Raw genomic sequence first — 24237 nt, 5'->3', positions numbered from 1 at the left:
AGCTTCAGAACGGAGCGTTCACGTTGTTACGCGCTACGTTTCTCCCTGCTGAGGTCGAGTACTTCCCTGTGCGAGGACAATGTCTTGCTGGAGGGATCCAATGCTTGACTCAAATAAAACACACAACAACTACAAAGCCTCTTTTTTTGGACTGGAGAAGGTTCTCTCCACCGCCCTTTCTGACGCCCTCACCCTCTGCAACTGCTTGATTTTTAACCAGAATCAGCAACAGGACCGGGATCGTGCCCGGCCCGACATCGTCTTTTGTTCGCCTGCCCCCGACGTGCTGCAGCCCGTGCTGCAACGTTTCAAGCACACCCCGGTGGTCGTCGTCAGCCGTCTGCCGGAAGTAGACGGATGGCTGGATGCACTCGAAGCTGGTGCCGCCGACTACTGTGCCGCCCCGTTTGAACCCACACAACTCCGCTGGTTGCTCGATACCCATGCCCGCGCCCGGAAAGCGCTCGCCGCGGCCTGATCCCGCTGCCCTGAAATCCCCCAGCCAAGTCGGCTGAACAGACTCCTCCGCTTCATACGCGGAGGTTCTGTGTCCCCATTCGCACACATCTTCTGGAGGATTAGCCCTTAGTGTCTCGACTCTTGCTTAGTCTTATGCTGGCAGTGTCTCTCTTCGCTCAGTCTCGGGAAATGCTATATGAATTGAGCGGTAACTTGTTCTCAGAGAATGGAATCCCCGATCGCCTACAGGTCACGGCGGTCGAGTTGACCACCCCACTCTCACAAACCACGACCTTCGTCAGCAGCGATGGCTCGTTTGAATTCCGGTCCTTGCCGGCCGGCAGCTATGAGGTGCGCCTCACCACCCTGCAAGGCGACATCATCTCAAAGCAAATCGTGAATGTGCCGTCCATCATGGCCGTGCGATTCGATCTCACCTCCGTCACAGGCGTCCGGGCTAGCAAAATCGGCCCGGTCAGCTACTACCGCATGTCCCACCACGTGCCAGGCAAGGCCCGGAAACTGTGGGAGAAAGCGGTGAGGGCCGCCAGGGCGGGCCGTCATGACGAATCCTCGGATCTGCTCGACAAGGCGCTCGCCAACGACGGCCAGTTCGCCGATGCCCTCCACATGCGTGGCGTCTATGCATTGCAGGCAAAGGACTTCACCCTGGCCAGTGACCTTCTCGGCCACGCGGCCACGCTCGACGAATCAAACCCGAACTTCCTGGCCGATGCCGCCTTCGGACACTTCGCAGCCGAGTCACAGGCTAAGGCACAGGGCTTCGCCCGGTCTGCATTGCGCCTGGATCCCGGTAACAAGAAGGCCAACTATGTCTTGGCCCTGACCATGCTCAAGCAAGGCAACCAGGGCGAAGAAACAGTGCATGCGCTCCAGCAGGCATCCCCGCTCTTCCCCAGCGCCGCCCGCATCCTCAACCAACTCCACGCTTCCGGCCCTCACCGTTAACAGTCTGTGGCAGAAGTCCCGCTAGCCGCGCGACTTCTGCCACAGGCTGTTTGGGGACCATGGACTACTTACCAGCTACCGCTATACTGGTATTTAAGAGAGGCGTACATAATCTTGAACTGGAAGACCTACCTTCGCCTGGCCGCACATACCCAGATGCTGCCAATTCTCGAAAGCGGCGAAGAGACCCTGGTTGGCGGTCAGGCTGTGATGGAGGGCGTCATGATGCGCGCTCCGCACAGCTACTGCGTGGCCGTGCGCCGCCCCGATGGCGTCATTGTCACCGAAGAGCAACCGCTCGCAAAGGTCTCCGATAAGTACCCCATCTTCAAGTTGCCGATCCTCCGCGGCGTGGGCACCCTCGGCCAGGCAATGTCGCTCGGCGTCAAAGCCCTGCGCTTCTCGGCCGACGTCGCCATGCAGGCGGAAGCCGAAAAGGAAGGCACAGCTACACCACAGCCCAGCGAGAAGAAACCCACCGAGATCCCCGGCTGGGTAATGACCCTGAATCTCCTCTTCTCGTTCGTGTTCTTCATCGCCCTCTACAAGTTCGTCCCGCTGCTGCTTACCACCCAATTGCAGCGCATGTATCCGGGACTCGGCCTCGGCAACCGCATCCTGTTCAACCTGATGGACGGCGTCATCCGGCTGGTCATCTTCCTCGGTTTCCTGTGGCTCATCTCCCGCTGGCGCGACATCCACCGCGTCTTCGAGTATCACGGCGCCGAACATCGCGTCGTCTTCAACTTCGAGTCCGGCAAACCCGTAACCGTGGAAAACGCCCAGGGCTTTGTCACCTTCCACCCCCGTTGCGGCACCAGCTTCCTGCTGGTCGTCATGATGATGTCCATAGCCGTGTATGCGGTGATCCCGGTGGATACGTTCTGGGCAAAAATGCTGGTTCGCATCGTGGCCCTGCCCCTCATCGCCGGGCTCAGCTACGAACTCATCCGCTTCGCCGCGAAGCATCGCAGCGGACTTCTGGCCCTGATGACCGCCCCCGGCCTGTGGCTGCAACGAATCACTACGCAGCCGCCCGCCGACGACCAGACCGCTGTTGCCATTCGAGCCCTTGATGGTGCAATGGAGATTGAGAAACAGCAGGGCGGCGAGTTGGTAATAGCCTAATGGATCTCACGCAGCAATTAGACGACGTCGAAAAACGCTACAACGCGCTCAGCGCGCAAATGGCCGATCCGGAAGTCATCAACGATTCGGATAAATACCGTAAGACCGCTAAGATGCATCGCGACCTGGAAGAGACGGTCGGCGTCTATCGCGAATACAAAAAGGCGGTAGAAGAACTCACCCAGGCCCGCCAGATGATCGAGGACGAAGATCCGGACCTGCGCGCCATGGCCCAGGAAGAGATCACCCGGCTGGAGCCCGAGACCACCAAACTCGCGGCGGAGCTCGAAATCCTCCTCCTGCCCAAGGATCCCAACGACGAGAAGAACGTCCTGCTGGAAATCCGCGCCGGCGCGGGCGGCGACGAAGCCAGTCTCTTCGCGGCCGAGATCTTCCGCCTCTACTCCCGGTACGCCGATTCCAAACGCTGGAAGGTGGAAGTCATCTCCGCCAGCGAATCCGGAGCCGGCGGCTCCAAGGAAGTCATCGCCATGGTTGGCGGCGACCGCGTCTTCTCCAAGCTGAAGTACGAGAGCGGTGTCCATCGCGTACAGCGCGTGCCCGTCACTGAGCAACAGGGCCGCATTCACACCTCCACCATCACCGTGGCCGTGATGCCCGAAGCGGACGATGTCGAAATCAAGCTGGAAGCCAAGGACGTGCGCGTCGATACGTTCTGCTCCTCGGGACCCGGCGGCCAGTCTGTGAATACGACCTACTCCGCCGTCCGCCTCACCCACCTGCCCACCGGCCTCGTCGTGAGTTGCCAGGACGAAAAGTCGCAGATCAAGAACCGCGCCAAAGCGGAACGCGTACTCCGTTCACGCCTCTACGAGCTCGAGATGGAGAAGCAGCAGCAGGCCATCGGAGCCGATCGCCGCAGCCAGGTAGGCACAGGCGACCGTTCTGAAAAGATCCGCACCTACAACTTCAAGGAAAACCGTGTGACCGATCACCGCATCGGCCTCACGCTCCATCAGCTTGACCGCGTCATGGAAGGCGAAATCGAAGAACTGCTCACCGCCTGCGTGAACCACTTCAACGCCCAGAAGCTCAAAGAACAGGCGGAATCGTCACAGGCCGATGTGAACCCGCCCAAAAAGGATGACGGCAAAGACCGCGGTCCAGCAGGGAAGTGACCTCCTTGCTGGCGCCGGTATCCCCGAGCCCAGGCTGACCGCCGAAGTCCTGCTCCTGCATGCGCTCCACAAAGAGCGCATCTACCTTTTCTCTCATCCCGAGCACGAGCTCTCCACCATCGAGTGGATCCACTATGGCCGCTACCTGCACGAGCGCATGCAGGGCAAACCGACCCAGTACATTACACGCATCCAGGAGTTCTACGGCCGCCCCTTCCACGTCTCACCGTCTGTACTGATTCCCCGCCCCGAAACCGAGCACACGGCGGAGCAGGCTCTCCGGGTCGCCCCTCAAACGCGAACCCTGCTGGATATCGGGACCGGCTCGGGCGTCCTGGCCATCACCTTGGCACTGGAACTCAGGGCCCGGGCTGTGGCCACCGACCTCAGCCTCGATGCCCTCCAGGTCGCGCGCCGCAATGCCGTGGAACTACAGGCCCGCGTCGACTTCGTCCAGTGCGACCTCGCCTCCGGTATCCAGGCACGCTTTGACCTGGTCGTCTCCAACCCGCCCTATATCCCCGTGGCGGAGATCCCCGGCCTGCAAAGGGAGGTGCGCGACTTCGAGCCGCACCTCGCACTGGTCGGCGGTGTCGAAGGAACGGAACTCTACCACCGCATCGTTCCACAGGCCGAACGCCTGCTGAAGCCGGGCGGATGGCTCATCTTTGAGATCGGATACTTGGGAGAAACAGGCGTCCGCCAGGCGTTCGCACAGGGCCCCTGGGAGGACGTCACCCTGGTCCACGATCTCGCCGGGCTGCCGAGAGTCCTGCGCGGGCGCTACCAGCCATAGCGCCGCTTCAGGTAACCGCCGCGCCTCGTTCCACCAACAGCTCGCGCAGAACCGACCGGTGGCAACGGCGTTCCTCCACGCAATAGCAGCCCAATGACAGGTTCGTATGGTGCGACAGCGTCGCCAGTACATCCAGCTCCCGGCTGCGGTCAGGCGCGTTCATCTCCTTCCGGAACTTTCGCACAAACTCCGACCACGCCCGTTCATCCTTCGCATGCAGCGCCAGCTGCACCAGTTCAGCGCTGGGCGACAGGTTTGGAAACCAGACATCGTAATAATCGAGCTTGGCGAAATCCGCTTTCGCCACCCCGCGCGGCGGCCGCCGCACTGTTCCAAGCCGCGGCCCCTCCCCTTCCCTCCGCGCCGTACCCAGTCGCACAATGTAGATCGGCATTGGCCCTCTTTCGCCAGTTTGCCACGACCCGCCCGGCTACCGGAAGGCCCGCCATCCCACGCCTTCGGTCTATCCTGGAACAGAAGTGAAAACCATCTTCCATGTCGACATGGACGCCTTCTTCGTCTCCGTGGAAGAACTCTTCGATCCCTCCCTCAAAGGCAAAGCTGTCGTCGTGGGAGGTCCCAAGGACGCTCGCGGCGTCGTCTCCGCCGCCTCCTACGAAGCCCGCAAGTTCGGCGTCCACTCCGCCATGCCGCTCCGCACCGCGGGCAAGCTCTGTCCTCACGCCATCTTCCTCAATGGCCACCCCGACCGCTATCGCGACTATTCCCATAAGGTCCATGCCGTCCTCAACGAGTTCTCCCCAAAGGTCGAGATGGCCTCAGTCGACGAAGCCTATATGGATCTCAGCGGGACCGAACGCCTGCTCGGCCCGCCTCTCCAGGCCGCTCACCTGCTGCACCACCGCATGAAACAGGTCACCGGACTCAACTGCTCCGTCGGCATTGCCACCTCCCGACTGGTGGCCAAGGTCTCTTCTGACCAGGCGAAGCCCAACGGCATCCTCTGGATCCAGCCGGGACTGGAGGCCAACTTCCTCGCCCCCCTGGATGTCCGCCGCATTCCAGGTGTCGGCAAAGTCACAGAACAGAAGCTCAAGGATTACGGCATCCGTAAGGTCGGAGACCTGGCCCGCCTGGAAGAGTCCTTCCTCCGCCGCCGCTTCGGACAGTGGGGCCTTGCCCTCGCCGGGAAATCCCATGGCATGGACGCCGGCTCCTGGTTCGATGGCGACATCGGAGACAATGACGAACCCAAGTCCATCAGCCACGAACACACCTTCGACGTCGACACAGCCGAGCCGCTCGAATTGGAAGCCACGCTCGCCCGCCTCATGGAGAAAGTCGCCCGGCGCCTGCGCGAGCACGAACTCCACGCCAACATCGTCCACCTCAAGCTGCGTTACAAGGACTTCACCACCCTCACCCGCAGCAAAACCCTGCCCCAGTCCACCCAGCTCGATCACGAACTCATCGCCGAGTCACGCCACCTCTTCCGTCAGGCCTGGGACGGCAAGACTCCCATCCGCCTCATCGGTTCGGGTGTCTCCGGCTTCGAAGCGCACGAGGGCCAGCTCGGCCTCCTCGACTCCGAGAAGAATCAACGCGCCCGCCAAGCCCTGGCCGCGGTCGACCGCATTCGCGACAAATATGGGGAGAAGAGCGTCAAGCTCGCGACAGGACTCACGGCCGATCACGCTGAGCGCGTCCACGAGAACCCCGTGGGCCTGCCCGGGAAACACCCCAAAGACAAATCAAAGTGATTCGCGAGTCGAGTGCAGCGACCACACCATCGTCAACCCCGCACAAATCGCGCCCGTCCAATAGGGGGCGCTCTGCCCGATGTGGTCAAATGAGGCGCCGGCCCAAACAGGCCCGATCACGCGCGTAAAGCTGGCCAGCGACTGCATCGTCCCCAGCAGGACACCCTGCTCACGCGGCGTAGCCCTGCGGGAGACCAGGCCGGACAACGACGGACCAGCCAGACCGAAGCCCAGGGCCGTCAGCACCAGGCACAGATAGAGCATCCAAACCGCGCTCGATATGGCGAGCACCACGAAGCCAAGCCCCAGCAGCAACGATCCGCCCACCGCCAGCCGGCCCTCGCCCAGCGTCGGAGCCAACTTCCTCAGCAACAGCCCTTGCGTCAGCGATGCCATAACGCCTAGAAACGCGAATAGCATCGCGTTGTGGCTCGCATCCAACCCGAATCGCGCGTGCGTAAACACAGCGAAATTCGTCTGCAGCCCGGCCATCCCGAAGTTCATAGCAAAGGTGGCCAACATCAGTTCGCGGAAGCCCACTCGTGCGAACGCCGCCCGGATCTGCGAAAACGGATTCACATCGTGCCAGCGTGTCTTGGTCGAAGTGCGATTGGCAGCCGGCAACGACTCCTTCAGCAGCACCGAACCCACGGCGAAAGTCACCAGCGACAGGACACCTGCCGCATACGCCGGAGCCGACAGGCTGATCTTGCTCAACGCACCGCCCATCGCCGGCCCCAGGATGAAGCCCAGCCCAAACGCCGCCCCAATCAGCCCGAAGTTTTTTGCCCTGTCCTTTGGCTCGGAAATGTCGGCAATATACGCCTGCGCCGCTGAGATATTTCCGCCCGTTAATCCATCAATAATGCGAGCCGCAAACAGCACCGCCAGCGACCCGCCATAGCCGAACAGGAAATAGCCCGCCGCACTGCCCAGCACGCTCAACAACAATACGGGGCGGCGTCCAAAGCGGTCCGACAACAACCCCAGCAGGGGGCTGGCCAGAAACTGCGCCGCGGAAAACGCCATCGCCAGGATACCGACAGTCAGGGCGTCCGCGCGGTAGGGCTCTACAATATACGGGATTACCGGAATCAGGATCCCCGCTCCCATCAGGTCGAGGAAGACAATGAGGAAAATGACGCCAAGTGCGCCCTTGGCTGGAGTGGACGGGGAACTCACCCTCTTATGCTCGCACGGCCGATCCCTATCTCAGCGTCCTGCACCGTCCGGCGCCCGCCTTTTCCGGCCGACCCGTGTAAACAACCACGGCTATGCGCCAGTCCAAGACACCATCAGATCTTCAGAAAAACTCGCCTCTGGTACAGCCAGTAGCAGAGATACCAAAGCCCCGCCAGCACACAGATCTTCTGCGGAATCGCACCCAGATCGCCAAGAAACGCGAAGTTTCCAGTGAAGCTCGCCAAGCCACGATTCAGCCAGCCGGAGATCCCGATCTGCCCCAGGGAATAGACAAAGATCGAGTTCATGCCCAATACCAGGAACGGCATCGTCCACCGCTTCACCTGCTTCACCTCGATCACCCAATAGAAGGCCATCAGCATCAGCACCACCCACCCCGTGCTGAACAGCAGAAACGAGCCCGTCCACAACCGCTTCACCATCGGGATGAACGGCTGCAACGCCAGCCCCAATGCCAGGCAGGCTGCCGCGCAACCGCCCAGGATCTTCAATCGGCTCGCGTGGGACCGGTCACTCTGCAGCAGCAGGCCTGCCCAGCAGCCGAAGAGGATCGTCAGCGCATTCCCAACGAAATTGATCGTCGTATAGTAGCCCGAGTAGTTGTAGCCCAACACCTGCAGGTCCAGCACCGCACCAATGTTGCCGGTCTGCGACCACGGCCCCTGGGGACCGGGAAACGCCACGAACAGCCCCCAGTAGCCTGCGAAGATAGCCACAGCCGCCGCCACCTGGCTACGGAACGGCAGCCTCAGGATCAGCGCACACAATACATACCCGAAGGCGATCTGGCACAGCACGTTGATGAATTGCAGTCGCAGTTGCCCGGGCTTTGCACCCCAACTCGAATAGACATTGCTCAGGATGATGAGGACCAACGCCCGCCACACCACATGCCTCATCACCCGCATCCACGGATCGCCCGCCGCTGCGCGCCGCCCCAGGGAGTAAGGCATGGCCATGCCCACCATGAACGTAAATGCCGGTTGGATCAGATCCCAGAACGTGCAGCCTTCCCACGCCGCATGCTCCACTTGCACCGCCAGCCACGACCAGCCCGGATACGCCTGCAACACCCCGAAACCGAAGCCCCCGGAGACCAGCATCAACATGATGAAGCCCCGATACACATCGAGGCTCACCAGCCGCGCACTCTTCCCCTGCTCCGGTCGCATCGGCCCCGGGTGAGCCGCGTTCGTCGCTGGAATTGTCCCGGCCGCCATCTCATTCCTCCGGCGATCGGCCTCGCCATCAGCCCAGAATGCGCAGGCACACAGGCTGCCCGACAATGATCCCCTTACCCGTATTCTGCAACTTGCCCGTCTTCTGGTCGATCGCGAACACAATGATGTTGTCGGTCTTCTGGTTCGCCGCCAGCAGCCATCGGCCCGTAGACTCAATGTAGAAGTTGCGCGGAGTAGCCCCTTGCGTCAGCGTGCGGTCCACCGCGGCCAACTTGCCGGTCGCCGCGTCGATCGCAAACACCGCAATCGAATCTTCGCCCCGGTTCGATGCGTAAAGGAACTTGCCCGTCGGGTGCACCCGCACCTCGGCCGGCCAGTTCTCGTTCTTATAGCCTTCAGGCAGCGTGCTGACGCTTTGGATCTCCTCGAGTTGCCCGTCCGGCGCATACAGGAACACCGTCACCGTTGAATTCAACTCGTTCACCGCATAGCCGAACATCTTCTTCGGATGCCAGGCGAAGTGACGTGGTCCCGAACCGGGCGCGGCGTTCGCCACCTTATGCTTCTCCATCGAACCCTTGCCCGGATCCAGCTTGTAGATGCGGATCTCATCCGTACCCAGGTCGCAGGCCACGGCATACCGATTGTCCGGCGTCGCATTAATGGAGTGCGCGTGCGGACCAGCCTGCCGCCCCGCCATCGGCCCCTTCCCCTCATGCTGGAAAAACGACACCGCCTCGCTCAATTGTCCGTCAGCGAGAATCTTGTACGAGGCGACGCTGCCGCTGCCGTAGTTGGCGATCATCACCATCCGGCCGCTGCGGTCGACGGAGACATGGCAGGGACCCGCGCCTTTGCTGCTCACCTGGTTCAGCAACGTCAGCTTCCCGCTCGCCCGGTCGATGGAATACGCGTCCACCGAGCCTTCCTTCTTGCCCCCGAAGTTACTCACTTCGTTGACGGCGTACAGCCATTTTCCGTTCGGATGCAGCTCCAGGAAGGTGGGATTTAGCGTCTCGGCAGCCGTGCTCATCTCGGCAATGGCGCCTGTGGACTTATCAAATCGCGCCACCGTGATCCCTTTGTTCTTCGCGCTGGTATAGGCGCCAATGAACAGCAGTGCATCGTTGCGCTCGGCCAGGAGAGCCGGAGCCACCACCAGGGGGCTGACAAGTAGGGAACGGCGGGAAATGGTCATGCCGATATCACATCGCATCCGGCGCGCTCAATCAAGCCCGCCGCCCTCATTCATGACCCGCTTACGCAACAGCAGCCACGCCGGAAACAGCGGAGGATTCTCCAGCCACGTCCGCAGCCACAGCACCATCTCGGCCTTCTCGGCGCGGTGAACCTCGCTGCTGTTCGGATTCCGCATCGCCCAGTCCGCATGCTGGCGGGCCGTAATCACCGTGCCCCGAACCTCTTTGCGCCGCGCAGTGTCCCCAAGTTCATATTCCGTACCCAGGGCCAGCAGGGTTCGCTCCAGATGCTCAAACGAATCCTGGCGAACCCCTTCCACCATCGGCGTCAAATCCAGCCCCGCTTCCAGCAGCGCCTGCCGCGCCAGCTTCCTGGAGACTTCGGGCATCTCTTCCGCCATTGCACGCGACACAGTTTCGTCAACGCTTTGGATGCTTCGGCTTTGCAGCCACGCCAGCACCCTCTCCTTTTTCCTCGCTCTGTGTCCTGCCGGACCTCTGCTCGCCATGCCGGTACGCCGCCACAGCCTTCTGGTGGCCTGTCAGATCTTTATTGAATACGTGACCGCCGCTGCGATCGGCCTTGGCCACGAAATACATATCGTCCGTTGCTTCCGGGTGCAGCGCTGCCTTCAAGGAGGCCAGCCCCGGATTGGCGACCGGGCCCGGCGGCAGTCCTGCATGTTGATAGGTATTGTAACTATTGCGGTTGGCCAGGTCGCTCTTGTAGATCGTCCCCCGCCACTGGCCATCCAACATCGCGGCATACGCCACCGTGGGGTCGCACTCCAACCGGACGCCTTTTTCCAGGCGGTTGCGATACACTCCCGCGATCTTGGCCCGTTCCTCCGGCAGTACGGCTTCGGTTTCCACCAGCGACGCCAGAATCACCGTCTCGCGCTTCGCGTCCGCCGGCGCCTTCAGCTCACTCCAAACCTTGTCGAACTGCACGCGCATCGCCCGGCATACCGCCTCCACGCCCGTCTTGCGCTTGAAGCGATATGTCGAAGGGAAGAGGAATCCTTCCTGCGGCAGCGCCACCTTCAGGAACTCCTCCTCCGTGCCCAGGCCTGCCTGCTGCACGATCCTCGCGACATCGAAGACATTGCTGCCTTCCGGCACCCTCACCTCGATCTGATAGATGTCGCCCCGCGCCATTCGTCCGAACACTTCGTTCGGAGTGGCCGCTGTGGAAAACTCATACTCCCCCGCCTGCGGCTTGCCCTTCGGCCGCAACGCCCTCACCAGCGCGAACAATACCTGGTGCCGCACAACGCCAGCCTCCGCCAGCATCTCGCCAATCCGCATCGTCGACGTGCCGCGCGGAATCTCCACGAAGACCGGCTGCTGAAAGCCCCGGTACGGCTCCACCCACGCGAAGTAGTAACCGGCCCCGGCCGCGGCGAACAGGCCCAACACGATCAGCGACAAAACCAGTCTCATCAACCGTCGCATCTACTCTGCCTCGCCTCCCGCTCGAAGATAATCCTCCAGCAGGATGACCGCCGCCAGCCGGTCCACCGCACCCTTCCGCTTCTCCTTGAGCATCCGCTCCAGGCTGAATCCGCGTTCCTGCAGCCGCGATTCCGCCTCCACCGAGGTCAGCCTCTCGTCCTGAAACTGCACCGGCAGGCCCGTGCCCTCTTCCAGCTTCCGCGCAAACGTCCGGACGAACTCGGCCATCTCGCCCTCGTCGCCCCTCATATTCAACGGCAGCCCAACCAGGAACAAAGACACTTTGCGCTCCATGGCGATCTGCCGGAGCCGCGCCACGTCCTCGCGCATCGTTTTACGTAGGAGAGTATCCAATCCCTGTGCCAGCCCCATTGAATCGCTCACCGCGAGCCCAATCCGCTTCCGCCCTACGTCCAACGCCAGAACTCGCCCGTCAACATTCGCCACATCCTGATTGTGCCATGCTAACTCCAATGAGGCTGCTGTCCGCTCTCCTGCTGTTGCAGGCCCTCGCTTTCGCTCAGAAAACTGCCGGCCCGCTCACCGGCCTGAACGAGCAGTTCATCGCGCTTTCCAGCCAGCTTCACCCGGCAATCGTCCTCATCCGTAGCGAATCCTTCGAGCCGGTCAGCCGCGAGAACGCCCTCGCCGTCCGTCAGACGGGCACCGGCTCAGGCGTCATCCTCTCCGAAGACGGCTACATCGTCACCAATGCCCATGTGGTCGGCAAAAGCATGACTGTAGAGGTTTTACTCGCACCGCCCATCGGCGCGCGATCCTCTCCGGAACGCAGCCGCCTGCTGGAGGGCCGTGTGCTTGGCCGCGATACGGAAGCCGATATCGCCCTGGTCAAAGTCGAGGCCCATGGACTTCATTTCCTCCAGTGGGGCGACTCTGAGGCCCTGCAGCAGGGTCAGCTCGTACTCGCCATGGGCAATCCGCGTGGCCTCGAGAACTCAGTCACCATGGGCGTCGTTAGTTCCACCCAGCGCCAGCTCAAACCAGACGACCGGATGGTCTATATCCAGACCGACGCCGCCATCAACCCCGGCAACAGCGGCGGAGCACTGGTCGACCTCAACGGCAAGCTCATCGGCATCAATACCCTCATCCTCTCGGAGTCCGGCGGCAATGAGGGACTCGGCTTCGCGGTCCCCGCCCGCATCGCCAATCCCGTTGTCGAACAGATCCGGAAAGACGGCAAGGTCACCCGCGGCGACATCGGCGTCACCGCCCAGACCCTCACCTACGGCATCGCCCAGGGCCTTGGACTAAAACGGGATACAGGCGTCGTAATCGCCGACGTCGAACCCAAAAGCACCGGCGACATCGCCGGCTTTCAGACCGGCGACATCATCCTCAGCGTCGACGGCCGCCCCATGGAAACCGCCCGCCAGTTCCACGTCTTCATTTACCGCAAACCGGTGGCAGCCCTCATCAACGTCGAGATCCTGCGCGGCGACCAGAACCTGAAGATTCAGCCCGTGGTCGTCGACCGGACCGAGAAAAGCCCCAATTTCGGCCGCCTGGCCCTTTCCGATGAGAATCTCGTGCGGCGCCTGAGAATCCTCGGTGTCCCTCTCGACGACAACCTGCTCAAGGAGATGCCGCCCGTCCGCAAGAGCTATGGCGTCCTCGTCGCCGGGCTCGTCCCCGGCGCCCTCATCCAGGAGGAAGGTCTCCTCCCAGGCGATATCATCCACGCCCTGAACGGCAAACCCATCGCCACTTTGCAGGACCTCAAGTCCTTCATGGCGCCCGTCAAATCGCGCGAGGAGGTCGTCCTCCAGATCGAGCGTGATGGCAAGACCAGATTCCTCGAATACCGATTGGAGTAGTAAAGAATGACCTGGAAGGCAACCGCGGCTCTCTTCGCGCTCAGCGCTCAGCTTGCGCCGGCACTGCAGAAGAAGCCCGTGACCATCGAGAGCCTCTCGACGGGCATGATGCGCATGATGGCCCAGTTCGGCGGCGCCCCCGTCTGGGCCCCCGACGGCAAACGCTTCGCCGTCCGCCGGGGCGACAAGGTGGCTTTGTTCGACATCCCCACCCATACGGAAAAGGAGCTCTTCTCCACCGCGGAACTCGGCAAGACCGCCCATCAGGCGCCAACTCCGAAAGAGATGGAATGGGAGAATCGCCGCGTCTCCGAGGCCCGGCTCCAGTGGTCGGACGACGGCCGCAAAATGCTCGTCATCGTGAACGGCGACCTCTTCCTCTGGTCCACGGAGACCGGCAAAATCGACCAGCTGACCGCCACCGAAACCCCGGAACGGGATCCTAAACTCTCGCCCGACGGGCTGAAGATCAGCTTTCGCCGCGGTTACGACCTCTACGTAATGGAGCTCGACTCCAGGAAGATCACCCAGTTAACCAGCGATAGCTCCCCCACCCGTTGGAACGCCACACTCGACTGGGTCTACCCCGAAGAGCTGGACCTGGGCACCGCCCACTGGTGGTCGCCCGACTCCAAGTCCATCGCCTATATGCAGTTCGACGTCAGCGGTGAGTCCCTCTACCCCCAGGCTGACCATCTGAAAATCGATGCCGTGGCCGAGCCCCAGCGCTACCCCAAGGCGGGCAGTGCCAATGCCGATGTCCGCATCGGTGTCGTCTCGATTGCTGGCGGCCTCACCCGCTGGATGGACTTCGGAGAGAACCGCGACTACCTCCTCGCCCGCGTCCACTGGACTCCGGACTCTGACAAGGTCGTCGTCCACCGCCTCAATCGAACCCAGAATCATCTCTGGATCCTCGCCGCCGACGCCCGCACCGGGAAATCGCAACTTCTGATCGAGGAGTCCGATCCGGCCTGGATCAACATCAGCGACGACTTCGAATTCCTCAGCGACGGCCGCATCCTGCTTTCCTCCGAACGCGACGGCTTCCGCCATCTCTATCTCTACAGCGCCGAAGGCAAGCACGAGCGGCAGCTCACCAAGGGCGATTGGGAAGTCACCGCGGTCTCGTGCATCGACGAAAAAGCGAGGAAGGTCTGGTACACCAGCGGCGAAAACAGCCCCCTGGAGCGCCAGCTCTATGTCGTCGGCTTCAACGGCCGAGACAAACGGCAACTCACCAAGGGCGCCGGAACCCATTCCATCTCCATGGGCCCGGCCTGCCAGTATTACCTCGACACCTACTCCAGCCTGGAATCACCCTCCCGCGCCACGCTGAACAAAGCCGAAGACGGCTCTGAGGTGAAAGTCTGGCGCGAGGCCGACCTCAAGCTCGAGGAGGAGTTCAACATCCTCAAAAGTGAGATCCACACCTTCAAGGGCGCGGATGGAACCGTCTTCTACGGGCGCATGATCAAACCGGCCGGGTTCGATGCCTCAAAGAAGTATCCCGTGCTGGTCTCCGTCTACGGCGGCCCGCACGCCCAAACCGTTCGTAACTCCTACAGCGGCTTGAGCTGGGAGCAGGTCATGGCCCATAAGGGCTTCCTCATCTGGCAGATGGACAACCGCGGGTCCTACGGCCGGGGCCACAAGTTCGAATCGCCCATCAACCGCCGCCTCGGCAAGCAGGAACTGGACGACCAGAAAGAGGGCGTGGACTACCTCGCCAAGCTGGGCTTCGCCGATACCAGCCGCGTCGGGATCTACGGCTGGAGCTACGGCGGCTATATGACCCTCTACGCGCTACTGAATGCCCCGGAGGTGTTTAAGGCAGGCGCGGCCGGTGCCGCCGTCACCGATTGGCGCAACTACGACACCATCTACACCGAGCGCTACCTCGGCCGGCCCCAGGAGAATGAGGATGGCTACAAATCCAGTTCACCGGTCCACTCGGCCGGCAAACTGAAGGGCAAACTGCTGCTCATGCACAACATCGAGGACGATAACGTGCTGTTCGGCAATGCCTTACAGATGATGAACGCCCTGCAGCTGGCCGGTAAGGACTTCGATACGTCTATCTATTCGGGCAAGAGCCATGGGGTCATGGGCAAGGCCCGCCAGCACATGCTGGAAAAGCAGACCAGTTTCTTTGAGCAGAGCCTCAAGCCGTAACCAGCCAAAACGGAATTGGAAGTAGTTGTAAGCAGAAGAAGGGCGGCCCAAAGGCCGCCCTTCTTCCATCTGTGTCACTCGAATCTCAGTTAGTTGCCTCGGCCGCCCGAAGAACCGCCGCGTCCACCGCCGCCGCCTGCACCGGCAGACGGGCTGGCAACAGCCGCACCACCACCACCACCGCCACCGCCCACGGAACCCATGCCGCCGCTGGCGTGGCTGATTCCGGAACTGGAGGCCACCGCGGCCGGGGAGCTAACCATCGGCGCGGCAGAGTAAGATGAACCCGACGCGGTGCGACCCGGCATGCTGGCCGCGAATCCGTTGCCGGCCTGCCCGCCATACCGCGTGCTGCCGCCATTGGTCGCATACACCGGCGGATAGTAGACCGCCATCACCGTGCTGGGCGTGTAGTAGTAGAACCCGAAGGGGCTGCGCAGCGTGTCCGAGTACGGGATAAACGTCGCGAAACCGAAGTAAGGGTTATACATCCAGGAACCGGAACCCAGGAACCCATTCCGCGGCGTCGACTGGCGGGCCGCCGAAACGTTCGCCATCGCAATGTAGCCCGACCGCCGCTTGGACCAGCGGAACAAAGGATCGGTCTCCTTCGCGTCGAACTTGCCGGGCGTCCAGCCGCCGGCCGCAGCCACCAACTCGCGTCCGCCCTTCAGAATCGTCTTCTGGCCATTCTGGTCCACCGAGAGTTCGCCCATGTAGACCCGGATGCTCGCCGGTTCCGCCTCAAAGCGGTATAGCCCCGCTTTGGTCACCGTCACGATCGCATCCTTCGTGAGAATCGTCAGATGGTTGTCTTCCAGCAGTTCCGCCGCCTCAATCATGACCACGCCGGACTGAACGTCCAGCCGTACGTCGCTGAGCCGGTTGGAGAACAGCTTGAACGAGCTGTTGTCCGCCATCCTCAGGAATGCGCCCGGCGTGAGCAGAATTTCCACCCTGCCCTCCGTCGTCTTCAGCGTCTGCCCTTCCTTGATGTCGATGAATTCCGACGGCTTCGGCTGAACCTGGCTCTCTGCACCTTTCGCGTCCACCAGGAAAATGTCACCCTCGGCAACATTAATCATTCCTGCTTTGGCGGAGATGGCGTTTTGCGCGAACGCGCCGCCAGCCAGCGTGACAGCTGCAACTGAGGCAATTACTAGCGATTTGGCGAGACGCATAATGGGAAAACTCCCTCGACCAAGTTTGGTCTGCCTCTCAGACGTCTGTCAAGACGAATCCGTTACTTGAGATTTGAAAACCTAGTGCAACGGAAGCACTACCGAATTGGATGGCTGACCGTTGACCCGCACCTGCACCGCGACGTTCTGCGCCTGGCCCATCGTCGAGTCAATCTTGAACTGCATCACCCAGTACCCGACGCGTCCAGCCGCGGCGCCGCACCAGACATAAGGCCTCACTTCGCCGCCAATCAGCAGTTCCGCGGCGTCCTTCAGCGGGACGGGCGGATTCGCAGGCACCGCAAAACCATCCAGCGGAGCCGGATTCAGCGGACCAAACCCGGTGCCGAACAGCGACACGGTCTCACCGGCTCTTGCCGGGCTCTCGGGCGTCACTTCGGTGCCATCGGCATGCAAGGCCAGCACCAGCGGCACTTCATCTGTCGCATCGCCGCGCCGGAACAACCCCGGTGCATAGGTCTTTACCTTGAACTTGGTCGACAAGGCGGCTTGCCCGGGCGACCGCACCGTGAGGGTATATTCCCCTTCGGCGTAGTCGGAGGGCAGTTGTCCAATAATCCTGTCAGGAGCCACCGAAACCAGCGGCAGGTACCGGCTGCCCGGCAACTGGACCACCACACCCTGCAGAGTCTGCGCCAGCGGGCTGTCCGCACCCTTCACATAGTCGGCTGTCATGTTGAAACCGGTAATCGAGATCAGGGAACCGGGCGCCACTCCATCGGTCGGGGTGTCGCCGGCGGCATTCTTCACTGCGTTGTCCGCCAGCGCCGGCACTTTGTCCAGCCGTGCCACCACCGTGGCCGGCGTGTTCATGTTCAGCCAGCCATAGTTCAGGGCGCCGCTGAGCGCGCCTTCAAACCGCTTGAACTTATACCCTTGAGCCGCTTCCACCGTAACGGAAACCTTTGTCCCTGCCGGGAAATAGTTACCCGCCGAAGGCATCGGATCATACACCCAGGTGGCTCCGCCATCGGGATCGGAAATCGCCGTAAGCTTCTGGAAATAGGTATACTTGGCGGCCATCACCGCCGCTTCCTGGCCAAAGGTGTAGTTGCGCGGGCCGGCGGCCGCTCCATCGGCCCAACCCAGCAGCGTCGCCTTCGTGTCGGCGGAATAAGGCATCTCGGGCACAGGCGTCACCGTGATGCTGGTGCCCGCCGGGCGGTCCAGGACACACGGCGTCGTACAAGTTGCGCCGCTCACGTCAAACGTAAGTGCGGCTGGATCGCTCTGGATGCTCAACTGGCCCAGCATTTCATACTGCGCGATCATGCGGAACGAGGCGGTGCCTTCTGTGTCCGTAATCGTGATCTCCTGGTCCGGCGTACCGCCGTTCGACCAGCTCACAAAACGATACCGGCGACCCCGCGCGTCCACCTGGTCGGGAGGCGCTGAGACCGTGTGCGTATGGCCCAGCCCCCACTCGAAGTTGTAGGAGGCCCAGTTGTCGCGGCCGTCGATCTTGAGTTTTAGGCCGGTAGGCATGGTAACGAAGCTGGACCGGATCCCCTTCACGAAGTGCGCGGTGTAGGTCTGCGTGCTCCAGTCCTCAGGGATGGTCACAGTGGAATTCAGGCCGCCCGTCTGGCCGTTGCCGAAGTCCCAGTGATCAAAGACCCACAGGTTGCCCATGCGGTCTGTCTGTGAAGCCGGCGCCGCGAAAATGTGCGGCGTACCTGCCTGCAAGTCCAACTCCCCATTGCACAACGGGATCTGCGTGCAATACGAATACGGACCCACCGGGGCATCCGGGAAGGACGATGGCGGAATGTTGATTGGATAAGGATAGTCCGGCGGAACTGGCGAGCCCGTGCCCGACACCGGCGAATAGGTCGCCGTCCAGTCCGGGAAGCACTTATCGCCCCGCGCGTACATCACGGTCCGGTCCACAACTACTTTGAGCCCGATCTGCGGATACGAGTCGATGTACACCCGGCGCGCGTCGATGAACTTCGCCCGAATGCTCTTCGGTCCATCCACACTCAAATTGGAGAGCGTATCGCTCGGCCCGGGCGGCACATCCCAGCCCACAAACACCTTGCCGGGATAGGGAACTGCATTCAGCGTCAGTACTGTACCCGCCGAGACCCATTCCCAGGAACTGGTCTGGATGCAGGCGCGCGTCGAGGTGGAAATGAATCCGTATGGATTGGGAATCCCGATCTCGGGGTAGTTGATCGACGAAGGATCAAACAGGTTCACCGGCTGATCGGAATTCACATAGTAGTTCACCAGGTATTCCAACTGGAACGTCGCGGTGTAGCTCCGGTTCGAGGAATCCACCGTGATGACCTGCGTTGTGCTATCCGTGGCCAGAATCAGGCCCGCTTCGTCGGACCACCGGGTGAAGGTCACCCGGCTCTTCCCATCCGGAAACACCTGGTTCTTGTTTCTGATTTCGAGGGTGTGCTTGCTGCCTAGCGACCATAGAAACTGTCCGGAGGACGTGTACTCCTGCCCATCGGCCCAGAACGTCGCCCCCTTGATGCTGGCGTCCACACGAACCGACACGACACTCGTGCCAGTCTGTGCCGGGCTCGGCGCGGCCATAGCCAGGGCCAAAAGAATGGCCGGGAGCAACCCACTGATGCGTGTACACATGACGGTTCCCATTTCTCTCGTTTCATCGGCAGAGATTGGGAGCCCCGCTATGGGGGAAACGCCTTAGGTGGGGTCCGGCCGGGCGTCAGGCAAGGCGGCGTAGCTTGAACAGCCGCGGAGCGCCGGTCAACATCACCGGCACCAGACTGCCAAGCCGTTGCAAATGAGGAGTTTGCGCATGTTCTGCCAAAGCCTCTTCCGATACCCAGTTCTCATAGAAGAGAAAATGGCCCGGACTCTCTAAGGATTCGTGCAGAAAATAATCAACACAGCCGGCCTCCGCTCGCGTCGGTTCGATCAGGGAAAGCAGTTCCTGGCGGACCATTTCTTCCTTGCCGGGCTGGGCGATCAGTTCGGCAACCAGTGTGAGTTGAGGTTCGGGCATCGCACCCACATTCTAGCGCTTTCGCCGGCTTCGGGGGATCTTCGCCTGCATCCCGTCAGCAGGCGGCCGCTCAATTGCCGGATGGCTTGCGCTTTACCTGGATCCCCAGCCGCTTGATCTTCTGGTTCAGCGTCGAAAGGGGGATCTTCAGGCGTGCCGCCGCATCGGTCTGCGAATGATTGACGGCGTCCAATACTTCCGTGATCTTGCGTGCCTCAAAGTCGGCCATGATCTCGAACAGGGAGGCATCGGCGGGCAGCGCTTCCCCGCCCTCACGCGGGATTCTGACGCCCGTCGAATGCAGGATGTAGTCCGGCAGGACGCTTACCGGGACGGTCTCGCTGACGGCGAGCACCACGGCCCGCTCCACCGCGTTCTCCAATTCCCGCACGTTGCCCGGCCAGGTGTAATCCATGAGGATATGCACCGCTTCCGGCTCGAACTTCAGAGTGGAGCGGCCCTGCGCATCCATGAACTTGTCGTTGTCCTTGCAGTACACCTGGAAGAAGTGTTCGATCAGGATCGGTATGTCTTCCTTGCGGTCGCGCATCGGCGGCAGGGCCAGGTTGATGACGTTCAGGCGGTAATACAGGTCCTGCCGGAAGCGGCCGTCCTCCACCATCTTGGCTAGGTCGGCGTTGGTCGCGGCCAGGATCCGGACATCCACCTTGATCGTCTCGGTGGAGCCCACCGGCATCAACTCCCGCTCCTGCAGCACGCGCAGCAGTTTCACCTGCATGTCCAGCGTGAGCGTACCGATCTCGTCCAGGAAGATCGTGCCCCGGTTCGCCGTCTCAAAGTAACCCTTACGGTTGGCGATCGCCCCGGTGAATGCGCCTTTCACATGACCAAACAGTGTGGATTCAATCAGATCGGGCGGCATCGAGCTCGAATTCACGCCCACGAAAGGCTGGTCGGCCCGAGGCGAGTTGGCATGAATCGCTTTGGCGATCAGCTCCTTGCCGGTCCCGGTTTCCCCCGTGATCAATATGTTCGATTTCGACGGAGCAACCTGCGTCACCAGGTCGAGCACGCGCAGCATGCGCTCACTCTTGCCGACAATGTTCGGGAACGAGTAGCGCTGCTTCAGCGCGCGCCGCAATTCCCGGTTTTCCTGCTCCAGCCGCGTGCGGGCCAACTGCCGCTCGATCTCGATGATCAGCTTCTCGTTGTCCCAAGGTTTGGAGAAATAGTCGTTGGCGCCCGACTTCAGGGCTTCCACCGCCACTTCGATGCTCCCGTAAGCCGTGATCAGGAACACAGGAGTCTCTTTATCCCGGCGCCGGATGTCGTCCAGCACCTCAAGACCCGATCGGTCGGGCATCATCAGGTCCAGCAGGATCAGGTCGTAGACGCCGGATTCGAAGCGCTTCAGCCCTTCCGTCGCATTCTCAGCGGTCTGGACGGTATAGCCTTCCAGCTCCAGCAGGGTCTCAAAGCTCTCGCGAATATCTGCTTCGTCATCAATGACCAGGATGCGCCCCTTGGAAATGGCAGCATCAGTGGCCGTGGCCGTAACGGAATCAAGATCAGGCATTCACCGGTTTCCTGCTGGCGGCCGGAAACTCAAGACGGAACAGAGCACCCTCACCGGGATTCGACTCCACTTCAATCATGCCGCCATGCTCTTCCACAATGCCATAAGTCACACTCAAACCGAGACCCGTCCCCTTTTGCATCCCCTTCGTCGTGAAAAAGGGATCGAAGATCCGCGACTGATGTTCGCGCGGGATACCGGGGCCGCTGTCGCGAACCTCCACCCGGATCCCGGTCGCCTCTCCATGAGTCCTCAACGACAGCCGGCGTGGTTCGCCCAGCGGCAGGTTCGACATCGCGTCGCGGGCATTCAGGAACAGATTCAGGAATACCTGCTGCAGCCGGCCGGCGTTGCCGCGGATCAGCGGAGCGCCCTCTTCCAGGTCCACTTCAATCTGAATGGCGTGCTTGTCGAACTGGTGCTCCAATAACGAGAGCGTCTCGCTGATCACCTTATTCAAGTCCAGCGCCTCATACTCCGACGATGACGTGCGCGAGAAGTTCAGCAGGGAGTTCACAATCTCGCTCGCCCGGAACGTCGATTTCGCGATCTTCTCCAGCAGTTTCGACTTCTGCTCGTCGCCATGCACCTGCTTGGCCAGCATCTGGGCATACGTGGAGATCACGGCCAGCGGCGTGTTGACTTCGTGCGCCACACCCGCCGCCAGCAGCCCGATGGAACTCAGTTTGTCGGCCTGCACCAGGCGGCGTTCCAGATCCTCACGTTCGGTCACATCGTCGAAAATGATCAGCCGGCCGATGCGCGCGCCATCCTTCGTCACCAGCGGCGCGATCGCCAGGTTCACGATCACTTCCGTGCGCTCCGCCTTGGTCTTGCCGTTCGACGCCCCGTTCGCCGCGCCGTTTCCGTTGACGTGGCCGTTTCCGTTCAGCGCCGGAGCCGCCAGGATGTCCCGCCGCAGCGGAATCTTGTACAGCTGATGCACCTGGTTATTCGCACGCAGGGCATCGAAGTGGGCGCCCAGCTCTTCCGGGAAGAGGTCGCTCAATTTCCGGCCCAGGGCCGCCAGGCGCGGGATACCGGTCAACCGTTCAATTTGGGAATTCCAGCTCTCCACTCGGTCATCCAGGTCCGCCGCCAGGATGCCCACGTTGATCGATTCGACGATGTTCTCGCTGAACTCTTTCAACCGCTCATACTGTTCGGCCTTGGCCGCCAGCGACCGGTAGAGCCTCGCATTCTCCACCGCCATCGCGATGTATCCAGCCAGGGACGCCAGCAGGTCGATATCGTCCGAACTGAGAAAATCACCCTTGTTCGACCGGCTTACCCCCAGCCAGGCGAGCGTGCGCCCGCGGAAGTTGCACGGCAGGTAATAGGTCAGGTCCAGCTCGGCAATCGTCGCCCGCACACTCGGCGCCTTGCCGTGCATGACAATGTCCAGGGCGTGGCGGGTGCTCTCGAAAAAGAGATAAGGCTCCTCGGGCGAATCCACCAGGAAGCTCAAATCCAGTCGCTCCGACTTCAACCGCCGGTGGCCGCCATCCCGATCCAAGGCGGTGTGCAGTTGGAACCCGGGCTCGCCCTCCTTCGACAGGAAGAACGCGACATGCCCCACGGATAGTGTGCTCAGCAGCCGCTCGCCGACACTCGTCAACGTCCGATCCAGATCCATCTCCGAGCTCAGCTCGCGCGCGAACGCAATCAAAGTACGACGGTAGTCGTAGCGATCCTTATAGAAAAAGTACCGATCCAGTTGCTGCTGAAACCAGCCTCGCAAGGGCTCAAAGACGAACGCCGCCACCAGCACCAGCAGCACCACTGAGGTGGGGCTGAGTTCATCCCGCTTCGGCAGTGCGAACACCAGCAGGTAGACAATCCCCAGCACCGACAGTGTCGCCAGCACATACACATAGCCCTGCTGGAAAATGATGTCCACGTCCATCAACCGGTAGCGGAGGATGGCGTATGTCCAGGTGAGGGGGATGAAAGCCAGGAATAGTACGGACAGCCGCATCGTGGGCGACGGCACCGCCCCAATCAGGAACGGGGTCGCATACAGGGCGGCGAAGGGGATGATTCCAGCCAGGGCTCCATTGCGCAGCCACTTCAACTGCTGCCGGATGATCGTGTCTTCGGTACGCCGGTAGCTGAAGTGCAGCAGCACCGCTCCGGCAAGGTACGAAGCGCAGAACAAGAGCATCCAGGCGCGGTCCAGCACCCAGCGCATCTCAATCAGCGGCAGGGCGGTGTGCACCACCCCCATCGCCACTCCCAAGTGCAGCAGGATCAGCGAAAGCGCGGGCAGGTACACCGAAACCGCCTGCCATGTGTTCCAGTGCCGCCGCGGCTCAGGGAACGTCAGGCAGAAATGCACAAACAGCGCCGGCGCCAGCAGCCCCGCCACCACATTGGCGATGTATATACCCGTGTCGAAGCTGTTCAGCTTACCCGTGTAGTGGAACGTGTGCAGGATGAAACTGACCAGGCAGAGGAAATAGAAGTGCAGCGCCTTGGGCGCCTGGTTGCGCCGGAAGAAGAGGAAGATGCCGATGGCGAGGTACGAGGCGCCCACAAAGTACTGAAAATAAAGAGCACGATCGCGGTTTGCATCGGCCACGATGACCTTGGCCGTGATCTCAACGCCGTTGCGGTTTAGCGTGTAGGTGGCTTTGCCCCAGACCCCGGCCTGAAACAGCAGTTGAGCCACGTCGCTGGCCTGCCTCACGGCCACGCCCGGCGTGTTCTCCACCGGCGCGATCATCCGGACAACGTCGCCTTTGCGGATGCCGGCCAGGTCCGCCGGTTCATTGCGCTCCACATGCGCGGCAACCACCCGCAGGCTTTGCTCACTATCCGCGGTGTTCGGCACGTCCATCCAGGTCGCGCCGTCGTCGGGCAAATGGAAACGAGCCTGCTGCTGGTAGTTCACACCAGCACAGATAACGGCCGTCACGGTCAGAATGACCAACAGCGCGCCGATAAACTGGCTCTTTAGCTCCTTCACCGCAACCCGACTCCCTGGGCGGATCGTTTAGCGACACTCCACCACGGCGTTTCACTGCACGCGGAGTGCCATGATCCCGAGCCGCACCTGCCTTGCCCGCTCCCCATTGAAATCAATACCTTACCAGGAAGAGACGTCCGCTGCGGGCCAAAGGCTACTGGATTCGGGAGAAAACCTCCACAAAATGGGTGCGGGCGCTGCATCTTTCCGCCACAATCCGGCAATTCTGCCTGGGAAACCCGGGTCCGCAAACGAGGTCCATCCGGCGATAGGGCCCGCGC

At 61.6% G+C, this 24237-nt stretch carries 20 protein-coding genes; 8 read left to right on the top strand and 12 right to left on the bottom strand.

What is annotated here, in order from left to right; translation table 11 throughout:
• The first annotated feature begins 100 nt into the window (after positions 1-100).
• The 5 genes from ACR9Y2_RS35935 to prmC all read left to right on the top strand — a co-directional run bounded on the left by ACR9Y2_RS35935 (position 101) and on the right by prmC (position 4491).
• Complete coding sequence (locus ACR9Y2_RS35935; RefSeq protein WP_435046731.1) at positions 101-478, top strand: hypothetical protein; 378 nt, start codon at positions 101-103, stop codon at positions 476-478.
• Positions 479-660: 182 nt separating this feature from the next.
• The gene (locus ACR9Y2_RS35930; RefSeq protein WP_435046730.1) at positions 661-1428 is read left to right on the top strand and encodes a hypothetical protein; all 768 of its coding nucleotides are present in this window, start codon (positions 661-663) and stop codon (positions 1426-1428) included.
• A gap of 114 nt (positions 1429-1542) precedes the next feature.
• On the top strand, positions 1543-2556 hold the full coding sequence (locus tag ACR9Y2_RS35925) for a DUF1385 domain-containing protein (RefSeq protein WP_435046729.1): 1014 nt from the start codon (positions 1543-1545) through the stop codon (positions 2554-2556).
• Positions 2556-3695 (top strand): peptide chain release factor 1, encoded by a 1140-nt coding sequence (gene prfA, locus ACR9Y2_RS35920; RefSeq protein ID WP_435046728.1) that lies wholly within the window; start codon positions 2556-2558, stop codon positions 3693-3695. The genes ACR9Y2_RS35925 and prfA overlap by 1 nt, the downstream gene beginning before the upstream one ends.
• Positions 3661-4491: a peptide chain release factor N(5)-glutamine methyltransferase gene (gene prmC / locus ACR9Y2_RS35915; RefSeq protein WP_435046727.1), complete on the top strand. Its 831-nt coding sequence runs from the start codon at positions 3661-3663 to the stop codon at positions 4489-4491. Before prfA ends, prmC begins: the two co-directional genes overlap by 35 nt.
• A 7-nt stretch (positions 4492-4498) precedes the next feature.
• Here prmC and ACR9Y2_RS35910 read toward each other — a convergent pair whose 3' ends face one another.
• Positions 4499-4885 carry a DUF488 domain-containing protein gene (locus ACR9Y2_RS35910; protein WP_435046726.1) on the bottom strand — a complete coding sequence of 129 codons (387 nt, stop codon included), beginning with the start codon at positions 4883-4885 and terminating at the stop codon, positions 4499-4501.
• A gap of 85 nt (positions 4886-4970) precedes the next feature.
• On the opposite strand from ACR9Y2_RS35910, the gene dinB reads away from it, so the two are divergent.
• Positions 4971-6212, top strand: a complete 1242-nt coding sequence (gene dinB / locus ACR9Y2_RS35905; protein ID WP_435046725.1) for a DNA polymerase IV — start codon at positions 4971-4973, stop codon at positions 6210-6212.
• Here dinB and ACR9Y2_RS35900 read toward each other — a convergent pair.
• The 6 genes from ACR9Y2_RS35900 to ruvX all read right to left on the bottom strand — a co-directional run bounded on the left by ACR9Y2_RS35900 (position 6204) and on the right by ruvX (position 11697).
• The gene (locus tag ACR9Y2_RS35900; RefSeq protein WP_435046724.1) at positions 6204-7394 is read right to left on the bottom strand and encodes an MFS transporter; all 1191 of its coding nucleotides are present in this window, start codon (positions 7392-7394) and stop codon (positions 6204-6206) included. The two genes, dinB and ACR9Y2_RS35900, sit on opposite strands and share 9 nt — an antisense overlap.
• Before the next feature lie 113 nt (positions 7395-7507).
• Positions 7508-8635 carry an acyltransferase family protein gene (locus tag ACR9Y2_RS35895; RefSeq protein ID WP_435046723.1) on the bottom strand — a complete coding sequence of 376 codons (1128 nt, stop codon included), beginning with the start codon at positions 8633-8635 and terminating at the stop codon, positions 7508-7510.
• A gap of 28 nt (positions 8636-8663) precedes the next feature.
• On the bottom strand, positions 8664-9794 hold the full coding sequence (locus ACR9Y2_RS35890) for a lactonase family protein (RefSeq protein WP_435046722.1): 1131 nt from the start codon (positions 9792-9794) through the stop codon (positions 8664-8666).
• 27 nt (positions 9795-9821) lie between these two features.
• A complete protein-coding gene (locus ACR9Y2_RS35885) occupies positions 9822-10208 on the bottom strand; it encodes a hypothetical protein (protein WP_435046721.1) in 387 nt (128 codons plus the stop codon).
• A gap of 7 nt (positions 10209-10215) precedes the next feature.
• On the bottom strand, positions 10216-11238 hold the full coding sequence (gene mltG / locus ACR9Y2_RS35880) for an endolytic transglycosylase MltG (protein ID WP_435046720.1): 1023 nt from the start codon (positions 11236-11238) through the stop codon (positions 10216-10218).
• 12 nt (positions 11239-11250) lie between these two features.
• Positions 11251-11697 (bottom strand): Holliday junction resolvase RuvX, encoded by a 447-nt coding sequence (ruvX, locus tag ACR9Y2_RS35875; RefSeq protein ID WP_435046719.1) that lies wholly within the window; start codon positions 11695-11697, stop codon positions 11251-11253.
• A gap of 14 nt (positions 11698-11711) precedes the next feature.
• Between ruvX and ACR9Y2_RS35870 the strand changes: the two genes are divergently transcribed.
• A complete protein-coding gene (locus ACR9Y2_RS35870) occupies positions 11712-13088 on the top strand; it encodes a trypsin-like peptidase domain-containing protein (protein ID WP_435046718.1) in 1377 nt (458 codons plus the stop codon).
• Positions 13089-13094: 6 nt separating this feature from the next.
• Positions 13095-15263 (top strand): S9 family peptidase, encoded by a 2169-nt coding sequence (locus ACR9Y2_RS35865; protein ID WP_435046717.1) that lies wholly within the window; start codon positions 13095-13097, stop codon positions 15261-15263.
• A gap of 89 nt (positions 15264-15352) precedes the next feature.
• On the opposite strand, the gene ACR9Y2_RS35860 is transcribed toward ACR9Y2_RS35865, so the two are convergent.
• From ACR9Y2_RS35860 to ACR9Y2_RS35840, 5 genes are all read right to left on the bottom strand, one after another.
• Entirely contained in the window at positions 15353-16444 is a 1092-nt protein-coding gene (locus tag ACR9Y2_RS35860; protein WP_435046716.1) for a hypothetical protein, read from the bottom strand.
• Positions 16445-16525: 81 nt separating this feature from the next.
• On the bottom strand, positions 16526-19078 hold the full coding sequence (locus tag ACR9Y2_RS35855) for an InlB B-repeat-containing protein (protein WP_435046715.1): 2553 nt from the start codon (positions 19076-19078) through the stop codon (positions 16526-16528).
• Between the two features lie 73 nt (positions 19079-19151).
• Positions 19152-19451, bottom strand: coding sequence for a putative quinol monooxygenase (locus ACR9Y2_RS35850; protein WP_435046714.1), 300 nt, complete (start codon positions 19449-19451; stop codon positions 19152-19154).
• A gap of 70 nt (positions 19452-19521) precedes the next feature.
• Positions 19522-20988 carry a sigma-54-dependent transcriptional regulator gene (locus ACR9Y2_RS35845; RefSeq protein ID WP_435046713.1) on the bottom strand — a complete coding sequence of 489 codons (1467 nt, stop codon included), beginning with the start codon at positions 20986-20988 and terminating at the stop codon, positions 19522-19524.
• On the bottom strand, positions 20981-23956 hold the full coding sequence (locus tag ACR9Y2_RS35840; RefSeq protein WP_435046712.1) for an ATP-binding protein: 2976 nt from the start codon (positions 23954-23956) through the stop codon (positions 20981-20983). The genes ACR9Y2_RS35845 and ACR9Y2_RS35840 overlap by 8 nt, the downstream gene beginning before the upstream one ends.
• Positions 23957-24237: the final 281 nt, after the last annotated feature.

It is taken from the genome of Paludibaculum fermentans, assembly GCF_051172195.1.
Lineage (GTDB): Bacteria > Acidobacteriota > Terriglobia > Bryobacterales > Bryobacteraceae > Paludibaculum > Paludibaculum fermentans_A.
This window is presented reverse-complemented; position numbering and strand designations above follow the sequence as displayed.

What these genes read in the sequence shown, in the direction of transcription:
- ACR9Y2_RS35935 (WP_435046731.1), top strand. Translation starts at nt 101, where the DNA reads ATGCTTGACTCAAATAAAACACACAACAACTACAAAGCCTCTTTTTTT.
- prfA (WP_435046728.1), top strand. Translation starts at nt 2,556, where the DNA reads ATGGATCTCACGCAGCAATTAGACGACGTCGAAAAACGCTACAACGCG.
- prmC (WP_435046727.1), top strand. Translation starts at nt 3,661, where the DNA reads ATGACGGCAAAGACCGCGGTCCAGCAGGGAAGTGACCTCCTTGCTGGC.
- ACR9Y2_RS35910 (WP_435046726.1), bottom strand. Translation starts at nt 4,885, where the DNA reads ATGCCGATCTACATTGTGCGACTGGGTACGGCGCGGAGGGAAGGGGAG.
- ACR9Y2_RS35895 (WP_435046723.1), bottom strand. Translation starts at nt 8,635, where the DNA reads ATGGCGGCCGGGACAATTCCAGCGACGAACGCGGCTCACCCGGGGCCG.
- ACR9Y2_RS35890 (WP_435046722.1), bottom strand. Translation starts at nt 9,794, where the DNA reads ATGACCATTTCCCGCCGTTCCCTACTTGTCAGCCCCCTGGTGGTGGCT.
- mltG (WP_435046720.1), bottom strand. Translation starts at nt 11,238, where the DNA reads ATGAGACTGGTTTTGTCGCTGATCGTGTTGGGCCTGTTCGCCGCGGCC.
- ACR9Y2_RS35870 (WP_435046718.1), top strand. Translation starts at nt 11,712, where the DNA reads ATGCTAACTCCAATGAGGCTGCTGTCCGCTCTCCTGCTGTTGCAGGCC.
- ACR9Y2_RS35865 (WP_435046717.1), top strand. Translation starts at nt 13,095, where the DNA reads ATGACCTGGAAGGCAACCGCGGCTCTCTTCGCGCTCAGCGCTCAGCTT.
- ACR9Y2_RS35860 (WP_435046716.1), bottom strand. Translation starts at nt 16,444, where the DNA reads ATGCGTCTCGCCAAATCGCTAGTAATTGCCTCAGTTGCAGCTGTCACG.
- ACR9Y2_RS35855 (WP_435046715.1), bottom strand. Translation starts at nt 19,078, where the DNA reads ATGGGAACCGTCATGTGTACACGCATCAGTGGGTTGCTCCCGGCCATT.
- ACR9Y2_RS35850 (WP_435046714.1), bottom strand. Translation starts at nt 19,451, where the DNA reads ATGCCCGAACCTCAACTCACACTGGTTGCCGAACTGATCGCCCAGCCC.
- ACR9Y2_RS35845 (WP_435046713.1), bottom strand. Translation starts at nt 20,988, where the DNA reads ATGCCTGATCTTGATTCCGTTACGGCCACGGCCACTGATGCTGCCATT.